Raw genomic sequence first — 16,374 nt, 5'->3', positions numbered from 1 at the left:
CGTGTTCGCCAACTACCTGATCGGCCTGCGCGAAGGACTCGAAGCCAGCCTGGTCGTCTGCATCCTGATCGCCTACCTGGTCAAGACCGGCCGCAAGGACCGGCTCCCCCCGGTCTGGGCGGGCATCGGCGTGGCCGTCGCGCTCAGCCTGGCGTTCGGCGCCGTGCTGCAGTTCGGCTCGACCCAGCTGAGCTTCGAGGCGCAGGAAGCGCTCGGCGGCACGCTGTCGGTCATCGCCGTCGGTCTGGTCACCTGGATGGTGTTCTGGATGCGGCGCACCGCCCGGCACCTGAAGACCGAGCTGCACGGCAAGCTGGACGCCGCGCTCGCGATGGGCACCGGCGCGCTGGTGCTCACCGCCTTCCTGGCGGTCGGCCGCGAGGGCCTGGAGACCGCGCTGTTCATCTGGACCGCGGTGCAGGCCACTTCGGACGGCTACAACCCGGTCATCGGCGCGGCGCTCGGCCTGCTGACCTCGGTGGTGCTGGGCTGGCTGTTCTACCGGGGCGCGCTGAAGATCAACCTGGCCAAGTTCTTCACCTGGACCGGCGCCATGCTGGTCGTGGTCGCGGCCGGCGTGCTCGCCTACGGCGTGCACGACCTCCAGGAGGCCGGCTGGCTCGGCGGCCTGGACAAGATCGCCTTCGACATCTCCTCGACCATCCCCAAGGACAGCTGGTACGGCACCCTGCTCAAGGGCGTGTTCAACTTCCAGCCGGACCCGACCGTCCTCCAGCTGGCGGTCTGGGAGGCGTACCTGGGCCCGGTGCTGACCGCGTTCCTGGTCGGCACCGCCACCGGCGGCGGCCCGGCCAAGCCGGTCGCCCCGAAGCCCGGCGCCGCCAAGTCGGCCGCCTGAGCGAATACTTCGCGCCTTCGCAGCACACCCGATCGCCCCGTCCGGCCACCCGCCGGGCGGGGCGATCGGCGTTCGCGGACGCCTCCGGCGGGCGCGGCGGCTGACGCGGAGTCAAAGTTCACCTCGCGGCTCTACCCGCGTAAACCCCCGGGGTCGCATGCTGGTCGGCAGGCCCGGGCCGGTTCCCGCCCGGGGGCTTTCCCCTGCCCTCCTCGACCCAGGAGTCCCCCATGTCCGCGACGTCCGCCATATCCGCGTCCCGCCGCACCCCGGCCGCCGTCCTCGGCGCCCTGCTGCTCGCCCTCACCGCCGTGCTGGCCGGCGCCGGCACCGCGCAGGCCGCACTGCCGACCCCGGTCTCGGCCGCCACCGCCCGCGGCTACCTCGCCACCCTCGCGGTGGCCGCGGAGTCCCACACCACCACCTACGACCGCGCGCTCTTCCCGCACTGGATCACCGTCTCCGGCACCTGCAACACCCGCGAGACGGTCCTCAAGCGCGACGGCAGCAACGTCGTCACCGACGCCAACTGCGCCGCCGTCAGCGGCAGCTGGGTCTCGGTCTACGACAACGCGACCACCACCTCCGCGTCGGCCTTCGACATCGACCACCTGGTGCCGCTCGCCGAGGCCTGGCGCTCCGGCGCCTGGGCCTGGACCACCGCGCAGCGCCAGGCCCTCGCCAACGACCTGACTCGCCCGCAGCTGGTCGCCGTCTCCGCGAGCTCCAACCGCTCCAAGGGCGACCAGGACCCGGCGAACTGGCTGCCCCAGGCCTCCTACCGCTGCACCTACGCCCGCGCCTGGGTCCAGGTGAAGTACTACTACGGCCTGTCCGTCGACAGCGCCGAGAAGAGCGCCCTCTCCTCGATCCTCAACGGCTGCTGAGGAAACGTTCGCTCGCTGTGACGCACCGGCGCCCCACCGTCACCACGGGGGCGCCGGTGCCCCGATGCGGCCCGAATGGGCCTACGGTGGAGGAAGAGAACGTCTCGACTTGGGAGCGTGGTCGAGATGGGTACCCCGGCGGACGAACGGTCCGAGCGGTTACCGCGGGAGCGGCGGAGACAGAGATCCGCGTGGCGCGAGCGCGTCCTCGCCCGGGTCGCCTACCTGCGGGCGCGGCTCGACCGGCAGGAGTGCGAGGCCGACGAGGCCGACTGCCGGCCGGCGCAGCTGATCGAGGGCGCCCGCCGGTGCCTGGACCGGGCCACCGCGGCGGCGACCGAGAAGCACGGCTGGCGCAAGCTCTGGTCCGGGGCCACCGCCCTGGAGGGCAGCTGGTCCAACGTCCGCTCCGCCGACGTGCTGCTCCTGGAACTCGTCCCGGCCGGGTCGCTGTCCGCCCGGGCCGTCGACATCCTGGCCATGGCACGGCTGCACCTCGGCAGGAAGGACCCCCGCACCCTCGCCCTGGCCGCCCGCGTCGGGTCCAAGGACAAACCCGTCGGCGAGGCGGACCGGAGCCTGCTGGTGCACACCCTCGACGCGGCGTACGCGGCCCTCGACGCGGAGTACGCGCGGGTGCGCAGCCTGCGCAACATCCTCTGGGCGGCCAGCGCCTGCGTCCTGGTCGGCGTGGTCTCGCTGGCCGTCTTCGGCGCCGTCTACCCCACCTCGCTGAGCCTCTGCTTCAGCCCGGTGCCCTCCACCCCGCCGGGCCCGTCCACCGCCCGGATGGTGGTCTGCCCGTCCGGGGAGTACCCGTGGGCGGCGACCAGGCCGATCCCCGGTGACTACGCCTCGCGGCTGGACATCGTCACCGTCGAGGTGGCCGGCCTGGCCGGCGCCGCGCTCACCGTGATCGGCTCGCTGCGCCGCATCCAGGGCACCAGCGCGCCGTTCATGCTGCCGCTGGCGGCCGCCGCCCTGAAGTTCCCCACCGGGGCGCTCTCGGCGCTGATCGGCCTGCTGCTGATCCGCGGCGCGTTCGTCCCCGGCCTGAGCGACCTCGACAGCCGGGCCCAGGTGCTCGCCTGGGGCGTGGCCTTCGGCGCCGCGCAGCACCTGGTGACCCGGCTGGTCGACGAACGGGCCCAGTCCACCCTGAAGGAGGTCGGGCACCCACCCGGCGGCGACGCCGCGCCGGAGGACACCACCGGCAGCCCGCCACCCCACGCCGCCCCCTGAACCACAGCGCCCGACAGCGCGGCGCCCGCCGGGAGTGATCCCGGCGGGCGCCGTGGGTTCCGCGGCGGGGGCGGCTACTCGCTCTTCACCGGAACGCGGCCCAGGGGGGTCTAGGCTTCGAGCGGGTGTGCCGGAGGGAGAGTAGCGATGTATCGGATGCGCGAGGCGACGGCCGGGGATGCCGGACCGATCGCCGGCATGGTCCGGGAACGGTCGGCGTGGCTGTCGGCCCGTGGGCTCGGAGAGTGCGAGGCCGCGGCCGACGAGTTCGCCTCGCAGGCCGGCAACCCCGCTGTCCCGGTGTGGGTGCTTGAGCACGAGCGGGACGGTGTGGTCGGATGCACGACCGTCCTCGGTACCGAGGCCCTGCCGGCGTGGGGGTTCACCGAGGAGGAGCGGGCGGAGTCGTCGTTGTTCCTCGCGACGACATTCACCCGGCCGAACCCGCACCGCCTCGGCCGCCTGGTGGCGTGGTGGATGCTCGACCGGGCGGCGGCCGAAGGCCGTGTGTGGGTGCGGCGCGGGACCGCTCAGGAACGGCTCTCCCGCTACTACCAGGAGGCGCAGGGGTGGACCCTCGCCCGGGTGGTCGACCTCGAAGAGGCGAAGGTGTTCCTTCTGCAACGGCGCGCGGAGCGTGTTCCGCAGCTGGCCGACCTGTTGGCCGGCCGGGGCCTGTGAGATTCGCGTCGGGCCCGGGGAGAGGCGTCTCCCCGGGCCCGACGGGCTCAGCGGCCGGTGAGTGCCGAATCCGCGAGGAGAGCGAACACGACCTCCCGGTCCGCGCGGGAGTCGTCCCGGCGGCAAAGGCGGTCGGCGACGGCCTTCAACTCGACGGGGTCGGTGATCCCGGCCTCGATCAGGGGCGACCCCTGATCGAGGAGCCGGTGGATACGGGCCGGGCCGTGGCGGCGCATCGCGAGCGTCATGACGTGGCCGAAGTTCTCCGGGATCGGCGGTCGGGCGATGTGTGGCGGGAGGCCGGCGCGGTCGATGGTCTCACGCAGGAGGCACTTGTCACGGCGCCACTCGGCGGGCATCCACTCGGAGAACCGGATCAGAGCCGGGTCCGTCAGAGGGTGTACGGGCCAGATCCCGCGCCGCAGGAGCGGGGCCGCGACGCCGGCCTTCGCCATGAGCGCCGTCTCGGGGACCACGGCTGCCGGGGTGATGCCGCGGTCCACCTCCGCGAGCAGTCCGCGGGCGGTGGGGCCGAGCCATGGTGGAACGCCGAGGTCCGGACCCGTGACGCCTCGGGGCTTCTCGGCGGTGGTGAAGGACATGAGTTCGTCACCGCCGATGCCGGTGAAAAGGGTCTTGACCCCACGGCTGGACAGGAGGTCGGACAACCGGTCGATCGCGTCGAGGTAGAGGTCTCCGTACGGGGAGACGCGGCCGGGGCGCGAGTACCAGGAGGTCGGGCCGTAGGGGAGGTGATCCATGGCGGGGACCAGGACATCGCGCCAGGAGGCGCCGATGTGCCTGAGGATCACGGCTCGGCGCTCGGTCTGTTGCCTGCCGCGTTCGCCGTCGAGGACGACCGCCCCGGCGGTGACGTGATGACCCGGAAGGGCGGCGGCGAGGGCGAGGGCGATGTTCGTGGAGTCAAGGCCTCCGGAGAGCTGAACGCCGGTGCTGGGGCCTTCCCATGGATGCCGGGCGACGAGGTGACCGAGTAGCCGGATGAACGCGGGGACGGGGTCGGCGTCGGCCCGCAGGGTCCGGGCACGGGTGTGCTCGGCCGGCTCCGGAAGCCGGAGGGTGAGTGCGCCATCCCGGGCGAGGTGCGCGGTCGCCCGTTCGGTCAGGAGGTGGATTCCCCGCCAGAACGTCGCGGGTGTGTACCGGGTCCGCAGGGACACCCGGCGGGTGATCTCCAGCAGATCGAGGCCGGTGTCGGCGGCCTGCTCGTGAACGCTGAGCAGGTCCCACGATCCGTAGAGGGTGCCGGCCCTGGTGGTGAGGTGGATCGGCGCGGTGCCGGCGGTGCCGGTGGCGATCTCGGCGGTGCCGGTCCGGGTTGTTTCGACGGTGATCCAGTCGTCGCGTTCGGCCCGGGCCGTCGCGAGGGCGGAGTCGTAGGAGCCGGCGTCGACCATGAGGGGGCCGACATCGGCTCTGCCGGATCCGGCTGCGGTAGCGCTCGTGATGAGTGCGGTTCGGGTCCCGTCGGTGATCGCCCGGGCATCGGTCATCGGGTGCGCGTACGGCTCGGCCCACGAGGCGCCGCACCGCCACCGGCTTCGTGACCACTGCCACGGGTAGCGGGCGATGTCGGACGGATCCAGTCGGAGGTTGAGCATCGTTCACCGGGCAGTTGAGTACTGCCTGATGGCGGCTCAGCCGAGGAGAGGCACATGTCCGAACTGCCCGAGGAACTGTCCATCGGTGAGCGCATCCGCGTCCTGCGCGAACGACGTGGGATGACACGCCCTGTCTTGGCCGGCCTGGTCGGCCGGAGCACGGACTGGCTGAAGAAGATCGAGAGCGGCGAGAGGCCGCTCTCCTCGCACAACATGCTCCTGAAGGTCGCCCTTGCCCTGCGCGTCAGTGACCTCACGGCGATCACAGGACCGTCCGCAACCGCACAGCCCGTCAACACCGGTCGTCTGTTCCACCCGGCGTCGGCCGCCGTGTGGGCGGCACTCCTGGAACGCGGTACCCGTCCACCGGTCGCGTTGCCGCCGGGGGCAACGGCCGCCGACTACTCCGCCGACGTCGACGCCGGGTGGAGACTCTGGCACAACACGGCGAACAACCGGACCGACGTCGGCCACATCGCCCCCGACCTGATCCGTCACGGTGAAGCCCTCACCCGGGTGGTCACCGGGGAGGAACGGCGAACCGCGCTGGTCGCCCTCGCCGCCGCGTACCGGCTGGCCCAGCAGGTCATCGCCTACATCGGGCCGGCCGAGGCCGTGTGGATGCTCGGTGACCGGGCGATGGCCACCGCCGCCGAAGCCGACGACCCCGCCGCCATGGGAGCCGCCGCGTGGAACCTCGCGAACACCATGCGTGCCGTGGGCGAGTACGAAGGCGCGATGATGTTGGTGACCACCGCCGCCGATCGCCTCCGTACGCACCTCGCCGAGGCTCCGCCGCACTGGCGAGGCGTGTACGGAGCACTGCACTTGAGTGCCTCGATCACCGAAGCCCGCGACGGCCGCGACGGCTCCGCGTGGAACCACTGGGACACCGCCGTCCAGGTCGCGAAGTCCCTTCCGACCGGATATGCCGAACTCTCCACCGTCTTCGGCCGGGCGAACGTCGACCTCCACGCCGTCAGCATCGCCACCGAACTTCGCAGCTCGGGCAAGGCCCTGACGCTCGCGGACGAGATCGACCCCGACTCGATCCCCTCGGCCGAACGCCGTACCCGACTATGGGTGGACGCGGCCCGCTCCCACTTGGACCGCGGCGACCGCACGGCCGCGCTGCACGTCATGGGCGTCGCGCTCAAGATCAGCCCGGAGACGGTGAAGTTCACTCCGCAAGCGCGGTCGGTCGCGGCCGACCTCTGGCGCAAGGCCCCCCGCTCGATGCGACAGGAGACGCTGGAGCTCGCCGAGACGGTCGGCATCCTCACTGGCTCCTGAACCACAGCGCCCGACAGCGCGGCGCCCGCCGGGAGTGATCCCGGCGGGCGCCGTGGGTTCCGCGGCGGGGGCGGCTACTCGCTCTTGATCGCGCCCAGGATGTCCATCCGGGCGGCGCGGCGGGCCGGCCAGAGGGCGGCCAGCAGGCCGATCACGGCGGCGGCGGCCAGGAAGAAGGCGATCTTGCCCGGCGGGACCACCAGGGTCATGTTCTTGAACGAGTCCGCGAGGGTGCGGGTGCCGGCCCAGGCGGTGACGATGCCGAGCAGGATGCCGACGACGCCGCCGAACAGCGCGATCATCAGCGACTCCAGCCGGACCATCCGGCTGATGCCGCGGCGGTCCAGGCCGATCGCCCGCAGCATGCCGATCTCCCGGCGGCGCTCGAACACCGACATGGCCATGGTGTTGATGACGCCCAGCACCGCGACCACCACGGACATGCCCAGCAGGCCGTACATGATGTTCAGCAGGGCGGTCACCAGCTGGCTGTTCTCGGCCTTGATGTCCTTCTCGCCCTTGACGCTGATCAGCGGGTTGCCGCCGGTGGCGTCGCGCAGCGCCTGCTTGAGCTCGGGGGTCGCGCCGTCGGCGCCCTTGACCAGGACCTTCTTCAGGCCGGAGCCGGCGGCGGCGTGCGCGCCGACCACCTGCTCGGGGGCGATGACCCCGGCGACCTCGGTGTTCTGCTCGACCAGGCCGCCGACGGCCAGGGTGCCGCGGCTGCCGTCGGGGTAGGTGATGTCGAGCGTCGAGCCGACCGTCAGGTCGTTGCGCTCGGCGTAGCCGGTGGTGGCGAGCAGCTTGCCCTGCCGGAGGGAGTCGGCGGCGCCGGTGGTGACCCTGAGGTCGACCAGCTGGTCGAAGGTGGTGGCGTCCACGGCGGTCAGCCAGGTGGTGTCGCCGTCGGCGACGGCCTTGACCGGCACCTCGCGCACCGCGCTGACCATGGTGACCCCGGCGGTCTTCGCGATCTGGCCGGAGACCTCGGGGGAGAGCATGGAGAAGTTCTCCATGGCGACGGCGTAGTCGGCCTTCAGGTCGACCTCGGTGGCCTCGTCGACGGCCTTGTTCACCGAGGCGCCGACCACGGTCAGCGCGGTGATCAGGGTGACGCCGATGGTGAGCGCGGAGGCGGTGGCGGCGGTGCGGCGCGGGTTGCGCACGGCGTTCTCGCGGGCCAGCTTGCCGGGCGTGCCGAACAGCTTGCGCAGCACCGGGGCGAACAGCGCGATCACCGGGCGGGACAGCAGCGGGGTGAGCACGAACACGCCGATCATCAGCGCGCCCGCGCCGAGCGCGACCACGTTGACCTCCTTGGCGGCCGCGCCACCGAACAGGGCGGCGACGCCGGCGGCGGCGAAGAGCAGCCCGATGACGTTCCGCACCAGCAGGGACTTCTGGGTGGCCGGCTGCTCGGCCGAGCTCATCGCGGCGACCGGGGCGATCCGGGAGGCGCGCAGCGAGGGCAGCCAGGCGGCGAGCACGGTGACCACGGTGCCGACGAGGATCGAGGCGATCACCGTGGACGGGGCGATCACCAGCGGGCCGGTGGGCATGCCGGTGTCCAGCGAGCCGATCACGGCCTGCAGCCCGGCGGCGATGCCGATGCCGGCGACCAGGCCGCCGATCGAGGCGGTCAGGCCGACCAGCACGGCCTCGGCCAGCACGGAGAAGGTGATCTGCTTGCGGCTGGCGCCGACGGCGCGCAGCAGGGCCAGCTCCTTGGTGCGCTGGGCGACCAGCATGGTGAAGGTGTTGGCGATGATGAAGATGCCGACGAAGAGCGCGATGGCGGCGAACATCAGCAGGGCGGTGGACATGCCCTTGGTGCCGGCCTCGATCATCCGGTCCTGCTCGTCGGCGAGTTCGCGGCCGGTGCGGGCCTCCAGGTCGTCGGAGGCGGGCAGGGTCCGCTCGACGGCGGCGAGCAGCGCGTTGTCGTCGGTGCCGGGCTCGGCCTTGACGTCGATCTCGGCGAAGCGGTCCGGGGCCAGGTAGAGCTGCTGGGCGGTGGCGGTGTCGAAGGCGGCGAGCGAGCCGCCGGAGAGCACCCGCGGGTCGTTGGTGGTCACGGTGCCGGTGAGCTTCAGCTCCATGACCGGCCCGTTGACGGCGATCCGCACGGTGTCGCCGACCTTGTAGTCGCCCTTCTCGGCGGTCTTGGCGTCCAGCGCCACCTCGCCGGAGGTGCGCGGGCCGCGGCCGTCGACCAGCGGGTAGCGAGGGTCGGTGCCGTCGGCGCCGGGGACGTAGTTGGTGCCGGTGGTGGAGAAGCCGTTGCCGATCAGCGCACCCTTGCGGTCGGCGATGCCGGCGAAGCCGCTGACCACGCCGCGGGCCTCGGCGGCGCCGGGCAGCGCGGCGATCGCCTTGCGGGTGTCCTCGGTGAGGGAGGGGCCGCCGCTGGTCCGGTTGCCGTGGTCGTACCCCTTGCCGACGGCGGCGCCGTCGCTGACGGTGACGGCGATGTCGGTGTAGCTCTTGGCGCTCTGGGAGCGCATGGCGTTGCCGAAGGTGTCGGTGAAGACGAGGGTGCCGGCCACGAAGGCGGTGCCGAGCAGGACGGCGAGCGCCGTCATCAGCAGTCGGGCCTTGTGGGCCAGCACATTGCGCAGTGCGGTGCGGTACATGGGGTGGTGTCAGTCCTGGGGGTCGTGGGGACGGCGGCCGGTTCGGGGCCGGGTCGGGCGGCGGACGGGGGGCGTCAGCTGGTGCGGCCCTTGGCGTCGAAGCGGCGCATGCGGTCCAGGACGGCGTCGGCGGTCGGGTGGGTCAGTTCGTCGACGATGCGGCCGTCGGCGAGGAAGACGACGCGGTCGGCGTAGGAGGCGGCGACGGGGTCGTGGGTGACCATGACGACGGTCTGGCCGAGTTCGCGCACGGAGTTGCGCAGGAAGGCGAGGATCTCGGCGCCGGAGCGGGAGTCGAGGTTGCCGGTGGGTTCGTCGGCGAAGATGATGTCGGGCTTGCTGGCCAGGGCGCGGGCGCAGGCGACGCGCTGCTGCTGGCCGCCGGAGAGCTGGCTGGGGCGGTGGGAGAGCCGGCCGGACAGGCCGACGGTCTCGACGACCCGGTCGAGCCACTGCTTGTCGGCCTTGCGGCCGGCGATGTCCATCGGGAGGGTGATGTTCTCCAGGGCGGTGAGGGTGGGCAGCAGGTTGAAGGCCTGGAAGATGAAGCCGATGTGGTCGCGGCGCAGCTGGGTGAGCTGCTTGTCCTTGAGGCCGACGAGTTCGGTGTCGCCGATGGTGGAGGAGCCGGAGGTGACGGTGTCGAGGCCGGCCATGCAGTGCATGAGGGTGGACTTGCCGGAGCCGGAGGGGCCCATGATCGCGGTGAACTCGCCCTGGGGGAAGGTGACGCTGACGTTGTCGAGGGCGACGACGCGGGTCTCCCCCTCCCCGTAGACCTTGTTCAGGCCGGTGGCGCGGGCGGCCGCCCGGCCGGTGCGGACGGCGGTTGCGGGCATCGTCACGGGGAGACTCCTGAGGGTGCGGAACGGAAATCGGAAGATCGTCTTCCCGTCCATTCTCGCAACCGGTTCGTGTCCGGTTTGTCGCCCCCGGGTACACGGGCCCCCCGCCGACCCGGCGGTCCGGCGGGGGGTCATCTCCTCCTCGGGTATGACACCTGACCCTGAGATCCGTGCTGCGACGGCTACTCCACCGCGACGCCCCAGCGCACCGCGAGCCCGGCGAGACCGTCCTCCACCGGCGTCCCGCCCGGCGTGAACCGCCAGACGCCGCCGCGCCGCCGGAAGGACCCGAGGACCATCGCGCTCTGCGACACCCCGCCGGTGGCCGCCTCCCACGCGGCGGGACCGTCGGCGTCCGGGCCGAACGCGCCCGTCAGCGCCAGCCCGTGCACATAGCCGAGCGGCAGCACCGGCGGCTCCTCCTCCTCGGTGGACACCGCCACCACCACCTCGTCCACGCCCGGCGCCAGCCGCCCCGGCTCCAGGGTGAGTTCGGCGCGGCGGACCGGTTCGCCCGGCACCGAGCGGGTGGGGTGCAGCCGGACCGCGCCCTGCGGGTCCTGCGGGTTGTTGAAGAACACGAAGTGCTCGTCGTCCAGCACCCGGCCGTCGGCGCACAGGAAGGCCGAGACGTCCAGCTCGACCGGGTCGCCGCCGGCCGTGCGGCTGCGCCACGACAGCGCCAGGGTGGTCGTCGCGGGCGCGGGCCGGGCGGTCCCCGCCGCCGGCCCGCCGCCGTTCGTCCGCTCGCCCAGCCGCCCGCGCAGCCCCTGCTCCGCCAGCAGCTCCACCAGCTCGGGACCGCTCACCAGGGTCAGCGGCTTGTTGCGGATGTACTCGTAGGAGCCGGGCCCGAAGCCCGCGGTGGTCACCAGGATGCCCTTGATCGCGCCGTGGTGGCGCACCGTCGAGTCCAGGTCGCGCACCGCGGTGGGGGAGACCGTCGAACGGTAGCGCTTGGCCTGGATGACGATCCGTCCGCCGGTCACCGGATCGAGGTCCTCGGCGACCACGTCCACCCCGGCGTCGCCGCTGCGCGCCGTCGTCATCACCCGGAAGCCGCGCAGCCGGAACAGCTCGGCGATCAGCTCCTCGAACTCGATCGGGTCCATCGCGAAGAGGTCCGGGTCGTCCTCGCCGCCCTGCCCCGCCACGCTGCCGCCGACCGTCTCCGGCAGCCGGTCCGGCCGCACCTCGTCCAGCCGCTCGGGGCGTGCCGACAGCACTCCGCCCAGGCCCTGGAAGCACTCCACCGCCGCCACCCGGTCCAGTGCCAGCCCGGCGAACTCGCCCCGGTCGACCGTCACGGTGGTGAGGAACCGCTCCGCCTCCCGGCCGGTCGCCGGGTCGATGCCGCGGACGAAGCCGTTGAGCACCACCGAGGCCAGCAGCCCGTCCCCGTCCGCCCGGTAGAGCTCGGTCACCACCCGCAGCGCCGTCTGCGCCAGCACCTCGCGGTACAGCGCCTTGCGTTCGGTCGCCGGGCGGGCCACCTCGGCCTCCCGGTCGTCCGACTTCACGTACCGCACCCGGGCCGTCGCCGGGACCACGTCGGCGCCCGGCAGCTCCCAGTTCACCACCAGCTGGCGGCTGGACGCCTCCCAGGCCGCCACCAGCCGGTGCGGGAAGCCCTCCGGCCAGCCCGCCGAGGCGTACAGCACGGCGGTGAAGTACTCCTGCACCGCCTCCGCCTCGCCGGCCCGCAGCCGGCGCAGCAACTCCTCCGTCCGGGCGGCCCGTTGCTCGTCCTCCCGGCGGCACCGGGCCACCCACTCCAGGTACTGCCCGTGGTACTCGGCCAGCCGCCGCTGCCGGTCCGCCTCCGCCGCCTGCGCCGCGTACCAGTCCTGCTCGAAGCGGGCCCGGGCCTGCGCCACGTACTGCTCGTACTGCCGCCACACCCCGGGATTGCGGGCCTGCACCGGGTCCGGCGGCGGCACCTGGTAGCGGGACTGGTCCGGCATCGGCACCGGCTCGCCGAGGCGCCCCGGCTCGAACGGCGGCACCGGGCGCGGGGCCAGCAGGCTCTGCGCCCGGAACGCCGCCCCGCCCAGCCCGGCCGCCAGCAGGCCGCGCAACTCCTCCACCCGGGCGTCCAGTTCGGCCGTCCGCCGGGCCGCCTCGGCCTCCCTGGCCTGCTGGTACGCCTTCTGCGCCTCGCGCTCGGTGCGGGCCGCGGCCTTCTGCGCCTCGCGCTGCTCCCGCTCCCGCCGGCGCAGCTCGGCGGCCTCGGCGCGCCACCGGGCCTCCTCCCGGCGCTGCTCCTGTCGCTGCGCCTCCGCCCAGACCGCCAGCACCCCGTCGTTCCGCCGCCCCGCCACGTCCACCCCTTCGTTCCACCGCCGGTCCGCCGCGGCGTCCGCCTCCCGGCCGCGCCGCCGCCGCGCCGCCACAATAGAACGTGCACCGGGGGAGTGCGCAAAGGCCCTGCGACCTGCGGCGTCGACGGGGGTGAGGCGGCGTCAGGCCCGGGCGCCGGGCTCCCGCACCTCCGCGTACCAGCGCCAGCCGGTGCGCGGCGGGCGGCCCGGCAGCGCGGTGCGGCCGGTGGCCCAGAGCAGGGTCGGCCAGGGCCCGGCGCCGGGATCGGCCGGCACGTCCGGGAAGAGCCGGGCGAGGGTGCGGCGGCAGACCTCGGCGGGCGGCTCCCAGGGCAGCCCGAGCCCCTCGGCGACGTCGTGCAGGTGGACCAGCACCTCCACCAGGCTCATCGCCACGAACCCCGCCGGGTCGGCGAGCCCCCAGGGGTGGAAGGCACGGACCTCGGGCGTCCTGGTCCGCGCGACGGCGACCATCAGCCCGCCGCTCGCCTCCAGGACCTCCAGCAGGCCCTCGGGGCCGTCCTCGCGCCGGGCGAAGACGAAGCTGTTCGGGCCGCCGGGGAACGGGCGCCGGGCGAGGAAGGGGACGTAGCGGTCGCGGGGCGGGTGCTGCGGGCCGAGCTGGGCGGCGTAGGCGAGCAGGTCGTCGGCGAGGTGTTCGACGGTGCTCCAGCAGTCCCAGTCGACGGCGCCGGCCGGGCGGGACCAGTCGGCGTCGGCGGGGGCCGCGCGCAGGGTGTCCACCGCGAGGCGGAGCACGGCGGCCAGGTCGTCGGGGGTCACGGGGCCGGGCGCGGGCGTGGGGTCGGTGGTGATCATGCACGGGACCGTATCCGGTCCGCCGGACTTCGCCCAGCGATGCCCCTGGGGGTATCTCTGCTACAGTCGATGGCAGAGGGAAGATACCCCCGGGGGTAAGGGATCAGAGAAGGAGAGGCACGTGTTCTTCGTCGACACCCTGGAGATCGAGGGCCTCGGCAACCGCAGCTACCTGGCCGGCGGTCCGGGCGGAGCGGTCGTCGTCGACCCGCCGCGCGACATCGACCAGGTCATCGCCGCGGCCGCCCGCCGGGGCGTGCGCATCGCCTACGTCGCGGAGACGCACGTCCACAACGACTACGTCACCGGCGGCCTCGAACTCGCCCGGGTCACCGGCGCGCACTACCTCGTCCCCGCCGACGCCGCCGTCTCCTACCGGCGGGTGCTCGTCCACGACGGCGACGACTTCGACGTCGACCCCGCCGCCGGCCTCACCCTGCGGGCCGTCGCCACCCCCGGCCACACCCCGCACCACACCTCCTACGTGCTCGCCGAGGCGGGCCGCCCGGTCGCCGCGTTCACCGGCGGCTCGCTGCTGATCGGCACCGTCGGCCGCCCCGACCTGGTCGAACCCCGCCTCACCGAGGACCTCGCGCGCGCCCAGCACGCCTCCGCCCACCGGCTCGCCGACGGCCTCGCCGACGACGTGGCCGTGCTGCCCACCCACGGCTTCGGCAGCTTCTGCTCCGCCGGGCAGAGCGCCGGCACGGCCACCACCATCGGCGCCGAGCGGCACCGCAACGAGGCCCTGGTCAAGGACGTCGACACCTTCGTCGCCGACCTGCTCGCCGGGCTCGACGACATCCCCGCCTACTACGCCCACATGGGGCCGCTCAACGCCGCCGGCCCCGCCCCGGTCGACCTCACCCCGCCCGCCCCGGCCGACGCCGCCGAACTCGCCCGCCGCCTCGCCGCCGGCGAGTGGGTCGTCGACCTGCGCGCCCGCACCGCCTTCGCGGCCGGGCACCTCGCGGGCTCGTTCAACATCGAGGCCGAGGGGCAGCTGGCCACCTACCTCGCGTGGCTGATCCCGTGGGGCAAGCCGGTCACCCTGCTCGCCGGGAGCCCCGAGCAGCTCGCCGCCGCGCAGCGCGAACTCGCCCGGGTCGGCATCGACCGCCCCGGCGCGGCCGCCACCGGCGGTCCGGAGAACTGGCTGCTGCCCGGCGAACGGCCGCGCGCCTTCCGCCGCGCCACCTTCGCCGACCTCGCCGCCGCGCTCGCGGCCGGCGACGGCGGCCCGGCCCCGGTCGTCCTCGACGTGCGCCGCGCCGCCGAACGCGCCGCCGCCCACCTCGACGGCACCCACCACATCCCGCTGCACCAGCTCCACCGCCGCAGCACCGAACTGCCGGACGGCCCCGTCTGGGTCCACTGCGCCGGCGGCATGCGGGCCGCCATCGCCGCCTCCCTGCTGGACGCGGCCGGGCGCGAGGTGATCGCCGTCGACGACGCCTTCACCTCCGCCCCCGAGGCCGGCCTCACCGTCGTGACCGGCTGACCTCCCCCCGGCACCGTCCCCAGCAGGAGCACCACCATGCACCACCACTCCTTCCCGTCCGCCCCGATCCATGCGCTCTGTATACGCACCGCCCCGGCAGTGTCCGATGCACCCGGTGCCCGCGGGCATGTCGCCGGGGTCCGGGGCCTGGGCGCGGGTGCGCCCGGCGAACCGCCCCGCCCGGCCCTGCGGGTGACCGCGGCCGCCGCACTCCCCGGGGCGGTCCGATGACCACGCTGCTGCTGGCGCTCGCCGCCGGGGCGGTGGTCGGGCTGGTGCTCGGCGGGCTCGGCGGCGGTGGCGGCATCCTCGCCGTCCCCGCGCTGATCTACCTGCTCGGGCTCTCCCCGGCCGAAGCCAGCACCGCCGCCCTGCTGATCGTCCTCGCCACCTCGATCTCCGCGATCGTCGCCCACACCAGGGCCGGCACCATCCGCTGGCGCACCGCCCTCGCCTTCGCCGCCGCCGGGCTGCTCCCCGCCGCCCTCGCCGGCGCGGCCGCCGCCAGGCTGCCGCAGAGCGTGCTGACCGGCGCCTTCGCGCTGGTCGCCGCGCTCGCCGCGGTGCGGATGCTGCGCCCGGCCCGTCCGGCCCCGGCCGACGGACCGGCGCCCGGCGCCCGCCCCGGGCGGGCGGCCGCCTCCGGGGCCGGGCTCGGCGCCCTGACCGGCCTGCTCGGCGTCGGCGGCGGCTTCCTGGCGGTGCCGGCCCTGGTCGGCGCGGTCGGGCTGACCATGGAGGCCGCCGTCGGCACCAGCCTCCCGGTGATCGCCGTCAACGCCTCGGCCTCGCTGGTCACCCGGGGCGGCGGCGCGGCCGGACTCGACTGGGCGGTGATCGCCCCGTTCACCGCCGCCGCCGTCCTCGGCGCCTGGGACGGCAAGCGGCTCGCCGCCCGCCTCTCCGGGGCCGTCCTCCAGCGGATCTTCGCCGTGCTGCTGCTCGGCGTCGCCGCGGTGATGGGCGCCGACGCCCTGCTCTGACCCCTTTCCCCTTCCCTTTCCCCTCTCGCAAGGAGACCCCATGGCCACGCTCACCGAGATCACCCCGGCCCAGGCGCACCCGCGCCTCGCCGCGCTCACCGTCGTCGACGTCCGCAGCGCGGGCGAGTACGCCGCCGGACACGTCCCCGGCGCCCTGAACATCCCGCTCGACCAGCTCGACCGGGCCCTCCCGGCGCTGCGCACCGTCGCCGCGCGCGGCGAGCTGCTCATCGTCTGCGCCTCCGGCAACCGCTCGGGCCGGGCCTGCGAGTCGCTGGCCGCGGCCGGCATCCCGGCCGCCACCCTGGTCGGCGGCACCAGTGCCTGGGCGGCCGCCGGGCACGAGGTCGAGCGCCCCGAGGGCGCCCCGGCGCGGGCGCCGTGGGCGATGGACCGGCAGGTCCGCTTCGCGGCCGGCGGCCTGGTCGTGGCCGGCCTGCTCGTCGACCGCGTCCGGCCCGGCACCCGCTGGGTCTCGGCGGCGGTCGGCGCGGGCCTGGTCTTCTCGGCGGCGACCAACACCTGCGCGATGGGCAACATGCTGTCCCGCCTCCCGTTCAACCGCCCCCGCCCCGGCCAGGTCCCGGACCTCGACGCCACCCTCGCCGCCCTCACCGGCGCCCGCTGACCTCCCGCCCCGTCGCCCGTCCGGGAGCCGGCATCCGGCTTCCGGGCGGGCGACGGGGCC

General features: G+C 74.3%; 13 protein-coding genes. 8 read left to right on the top strand and 5 right to left on the bottom strand.

The window, feature by feature from the left end; translation table 11 throughout:
- The first annotated feature begins 1 nt into the window (after position 1).
- The 4 genes from efeU (at position 2) to ACFVVL_RS02330 (ending at position 3,669) form a co-directional block, all read left to right on the top strand.
- Complete coding sequence (gene efeU, locus ACFVVL_RS02345; protein WP_380294133.1) at positions 2-859, top strand: iron uptake transporter permease EfeU; 858 nt, start codon at positions 2-4, stop codon at positions 857-859.
- Positions 860-1,089: 230 nt separating this feature from the next.
- A complete protein-coding gene (locus tag ACFVVL_RS02340; RefSeq protein ID WP_387670743.1) occupies positions 1,090-1,746 on the top strand; it encodes an HNH endonuclease family protein in 657 nt (218 codons plus the stop codon).
- A gap of 117 nt (positions 1,747-1,863) precedes the next feature.
- Positions 1,864-2,988, top strand: a complete 1,125-nt coding sequence (locus ACFVVL_RS02335; RefSeq protein WP_387670741.1) for a hypothetical protein — start codon at positions 1,864-1,866, stop codon at positions 2,986-2,988.
- A gap of 147 nt (positions 2,989-3,135) precedes the next feature.
- Positions 3,136-3,669 (top strand): GNAT family N-acetyltransferase, encoded by a 534-nt coding sequence (locus ACFVVL_RS02330; protein WP_387670739.1) that lies wholly within the window; start codon positions 3,136-3,138, stop codon positions 3,667-3,669.
- 47 nt (positions 3,670-3,716) lie between these two features.
- On the opposite strand, the gene ACFVVL_RS02325 is transcribed toward ACFVVL_RS02330, so the two are convergent.
- On the bottom strand, positions 3,717-5,087 hold the full coding sequence (locus ACFVVL_RS02325; RefSeq protein ID WP_387670737.1) for an asparagine synthase-related protein: 1,371 nt from the start codon (positions 5,085-5,087) through the stop codon (positions 3,717-3,719).
- Between the two features lie 258 nt (positions 5,088-5,345).
- Between ACFVVL_RS02325 and ACFVVL_RS02320 the strand changes: the two genes are divergently transcribed.
- Complete coding sequence (locus ACFVVL_RS02320; protein ID WP_387670735.1) at positions 5,346-6,584, top strand: helix-turn-helix domain-containing protein; 1,239 nt, start codon at positions 5,346-5,348, stop codon at positions 6,582-6,584.
- Between the two features lie 74 nt (positions 6,585-6,658).
- Here ACFVVL_RS02320 and ACFVVL_RS02315 read toward each other — a convergent pair whose 3' ends face one another.
- The 4 genes from ACFVVL_RS02315 to ACFVVL_RS02300 all read right to left on the bottom strand — a co-directional run bounded on the left by ACFVVL_RS02315 (position 6,659) and on the right by ACFVVL_RS02300 (position 13,202).
- A complete protein-coding gene (locus ACFVVL_RS02315; RefSeq protein ID WP_387670733.1) occupies positions 6,659-9,217 on the bottom strand; it encodes an ABC transporter permease in 2,559 nt (852 codons plus the stop codon).
- Between the two features lie 74 nt (positions 9,218-9,291).
- The gene (locus tag ACFVVL_RS02310; protein ID WP_387671106.1) at positions 9,292-10,056 is read right to left on the bottom strand and encodes an ABC transporter ATP-binding protein; all 765 of its coding nucleotides are present in this window, start codon (positions 10,054-10,056) and stop codon (positions 9,292-9,294) included.
- A gap of 188 nt (positions 10,057-10,244) precedes the next feature.
- On the bottom strand, positions 10,245-12,383 hold the full coding sequence (locus ACFVVL_RS02305) for a restriction endonuclease (RefSeq protein WP_387670731.1): 2,139 nt from the start codon (positions 12,381-12,383) through the stop codon (positions 10,245-10,247).
- Between the two features lie 141 nt (positions 12,384-12,524).
- The gene (locus ACFVVL_RS02300; RefSeq protein ID WP_387670729.1) at positions 12,525-13,202 is read right to left on the bottom strand and encodes a maleylpyruvate isomerase N-terminal domain-containing protein; all 678 of its coding nucleotides are present in this window, start codon (positions 13,200-13,202) and stop codon (positions 12,525-12,527) included.
- A gap of 121 nt (positions 13,203-13,323) precedes the next feature.
- Here ACFVVL_RS02300 and ACFVVL_RS02295 point away from each other — a divergent pair, with 121 nt between their 5' ends.
- From ACFVVL_RS02295 to ACFVVL_RS02285, 3 genes are all read left to right on the top strand, one after another.
- Positions 13,324-14,703: a rhodanese-like domain-containing protein gene (locus ACFVVL_RS02295; RefSeq protein WP_387670727.1), complete on the top strand. Its 1,380-nt coding sequence runs from the start codon at positions 13,324-13,326 to the stop codon at positions 14,701-14,703.
- A gap of 227 nt (positions 14,704-14,930) precedes the next feature.
- Positions 14,931-15,686, top strand: coding sequence for a sulfite exporter TauE/SafE family protein (locus ACFVVL_RS02290; protein WP_380298213.1), 756 nt, complete (start codon positions 14,931-14,933; stop codon positions 15,684-15,686).
- A 40-nt stretch (positions 15,687-15,726) separates the two neighbouring features.
- Positions 15,727-16,314, top strand: coding sequence for a rhodanese-like domain-containing protein (locus ACFVVL_RS02285; protein WP_387670725.1), 588 nt, complete (start codon positions 15,727-15,729; stop codon positions 16,312-16,314).
- Positions 16,315-16,374 lie beyond the last annotated feature (60 nt).

Origin of the sequence: Kitasatospora sp. NPDC058115 (assembly GCF_042884635.1) — a bacterium.
GTDB lineage: Bacteria > Actinomycetota > Actinomycetes > Streptomycetales > Streptomycetaceae > Kitasatospora.
This window is presented reverse-complemented; position numbering and strand designations above follow the sequence as displayed.

What these genes read in the sequence shown, in the direction of transcription:
- ACFVVL_RS02340 (WP_387670743.1), top strand. Translation starts at nt 1,090, where the DNA reads ATGTCCGCGACGTCCGCCATATCCGCGTCCCGCCGCACCCCGGCCGCC.
- ACFVVL_RS02330 (WP_387670739.1), top strand. Translation starts at nt 3,136, where the DNA reads ATGTATCGGATGCGCGAGGCGACGGCCGGGGATGCCGGACCGATCGCC.
- ACFVVL_RS02315 (WP_387670733.1), bottom strand. Translation starts at nt 9,217, where the DNA reads ATGTACCGCACCGCACTGCGCAATGTGCTGGCCCACAAGGCCCGACTG.
- ACFVVL_RS02285 (WP_387670725.1), top strand. Translation starts at nt 15,727, where the DNA reads ATGGCCACGCTCACCGAGATCACCCCGGCCCAGGCGCACCCGCGCCTC.
- ACFVVL_RS02300 (WP_387670729.1), bottom strand. Translation starts at nt 13,202, where the DNA reads ATGATCACCACCGACCCCACGCCCGCGCCCGGCCCCGTGACCCCCGAC.
- ACFVVL_RS02290 (WP_380298213.1), top strand. Translation starts at nt 14,931, where the DNA reads ATGACCACGCTGCTGCTGGCGCTCGCCGCCGGGGCGGTGGTCGGGCTG.
- ACFVVL_RS02310 (WP_387671106.1), bottom strand. Translation starts at nt 10,056, where the DNA reads ATGCCCGCAACCGCCGTCCGCACCGGCCGGGCGGCCGCCCGCGCCACC.
- ACFVVL_RS02320 (WP_387670735.1), top strand. Translation starts at nt 5,346, where the DNA reads ATGTCCGAACTGCCCGAGGAACTGTCCATCGGTGAGCGCATCCGCGTC.
- ACFVVL_RS02325 (WP_387670737.1), bottom strand. Translation starts at nt 5,087, where the DNA reads ATGGTCGACGCCGGCTCCTACGACTCCGCCCTCGCGACGGCCCGGGCC.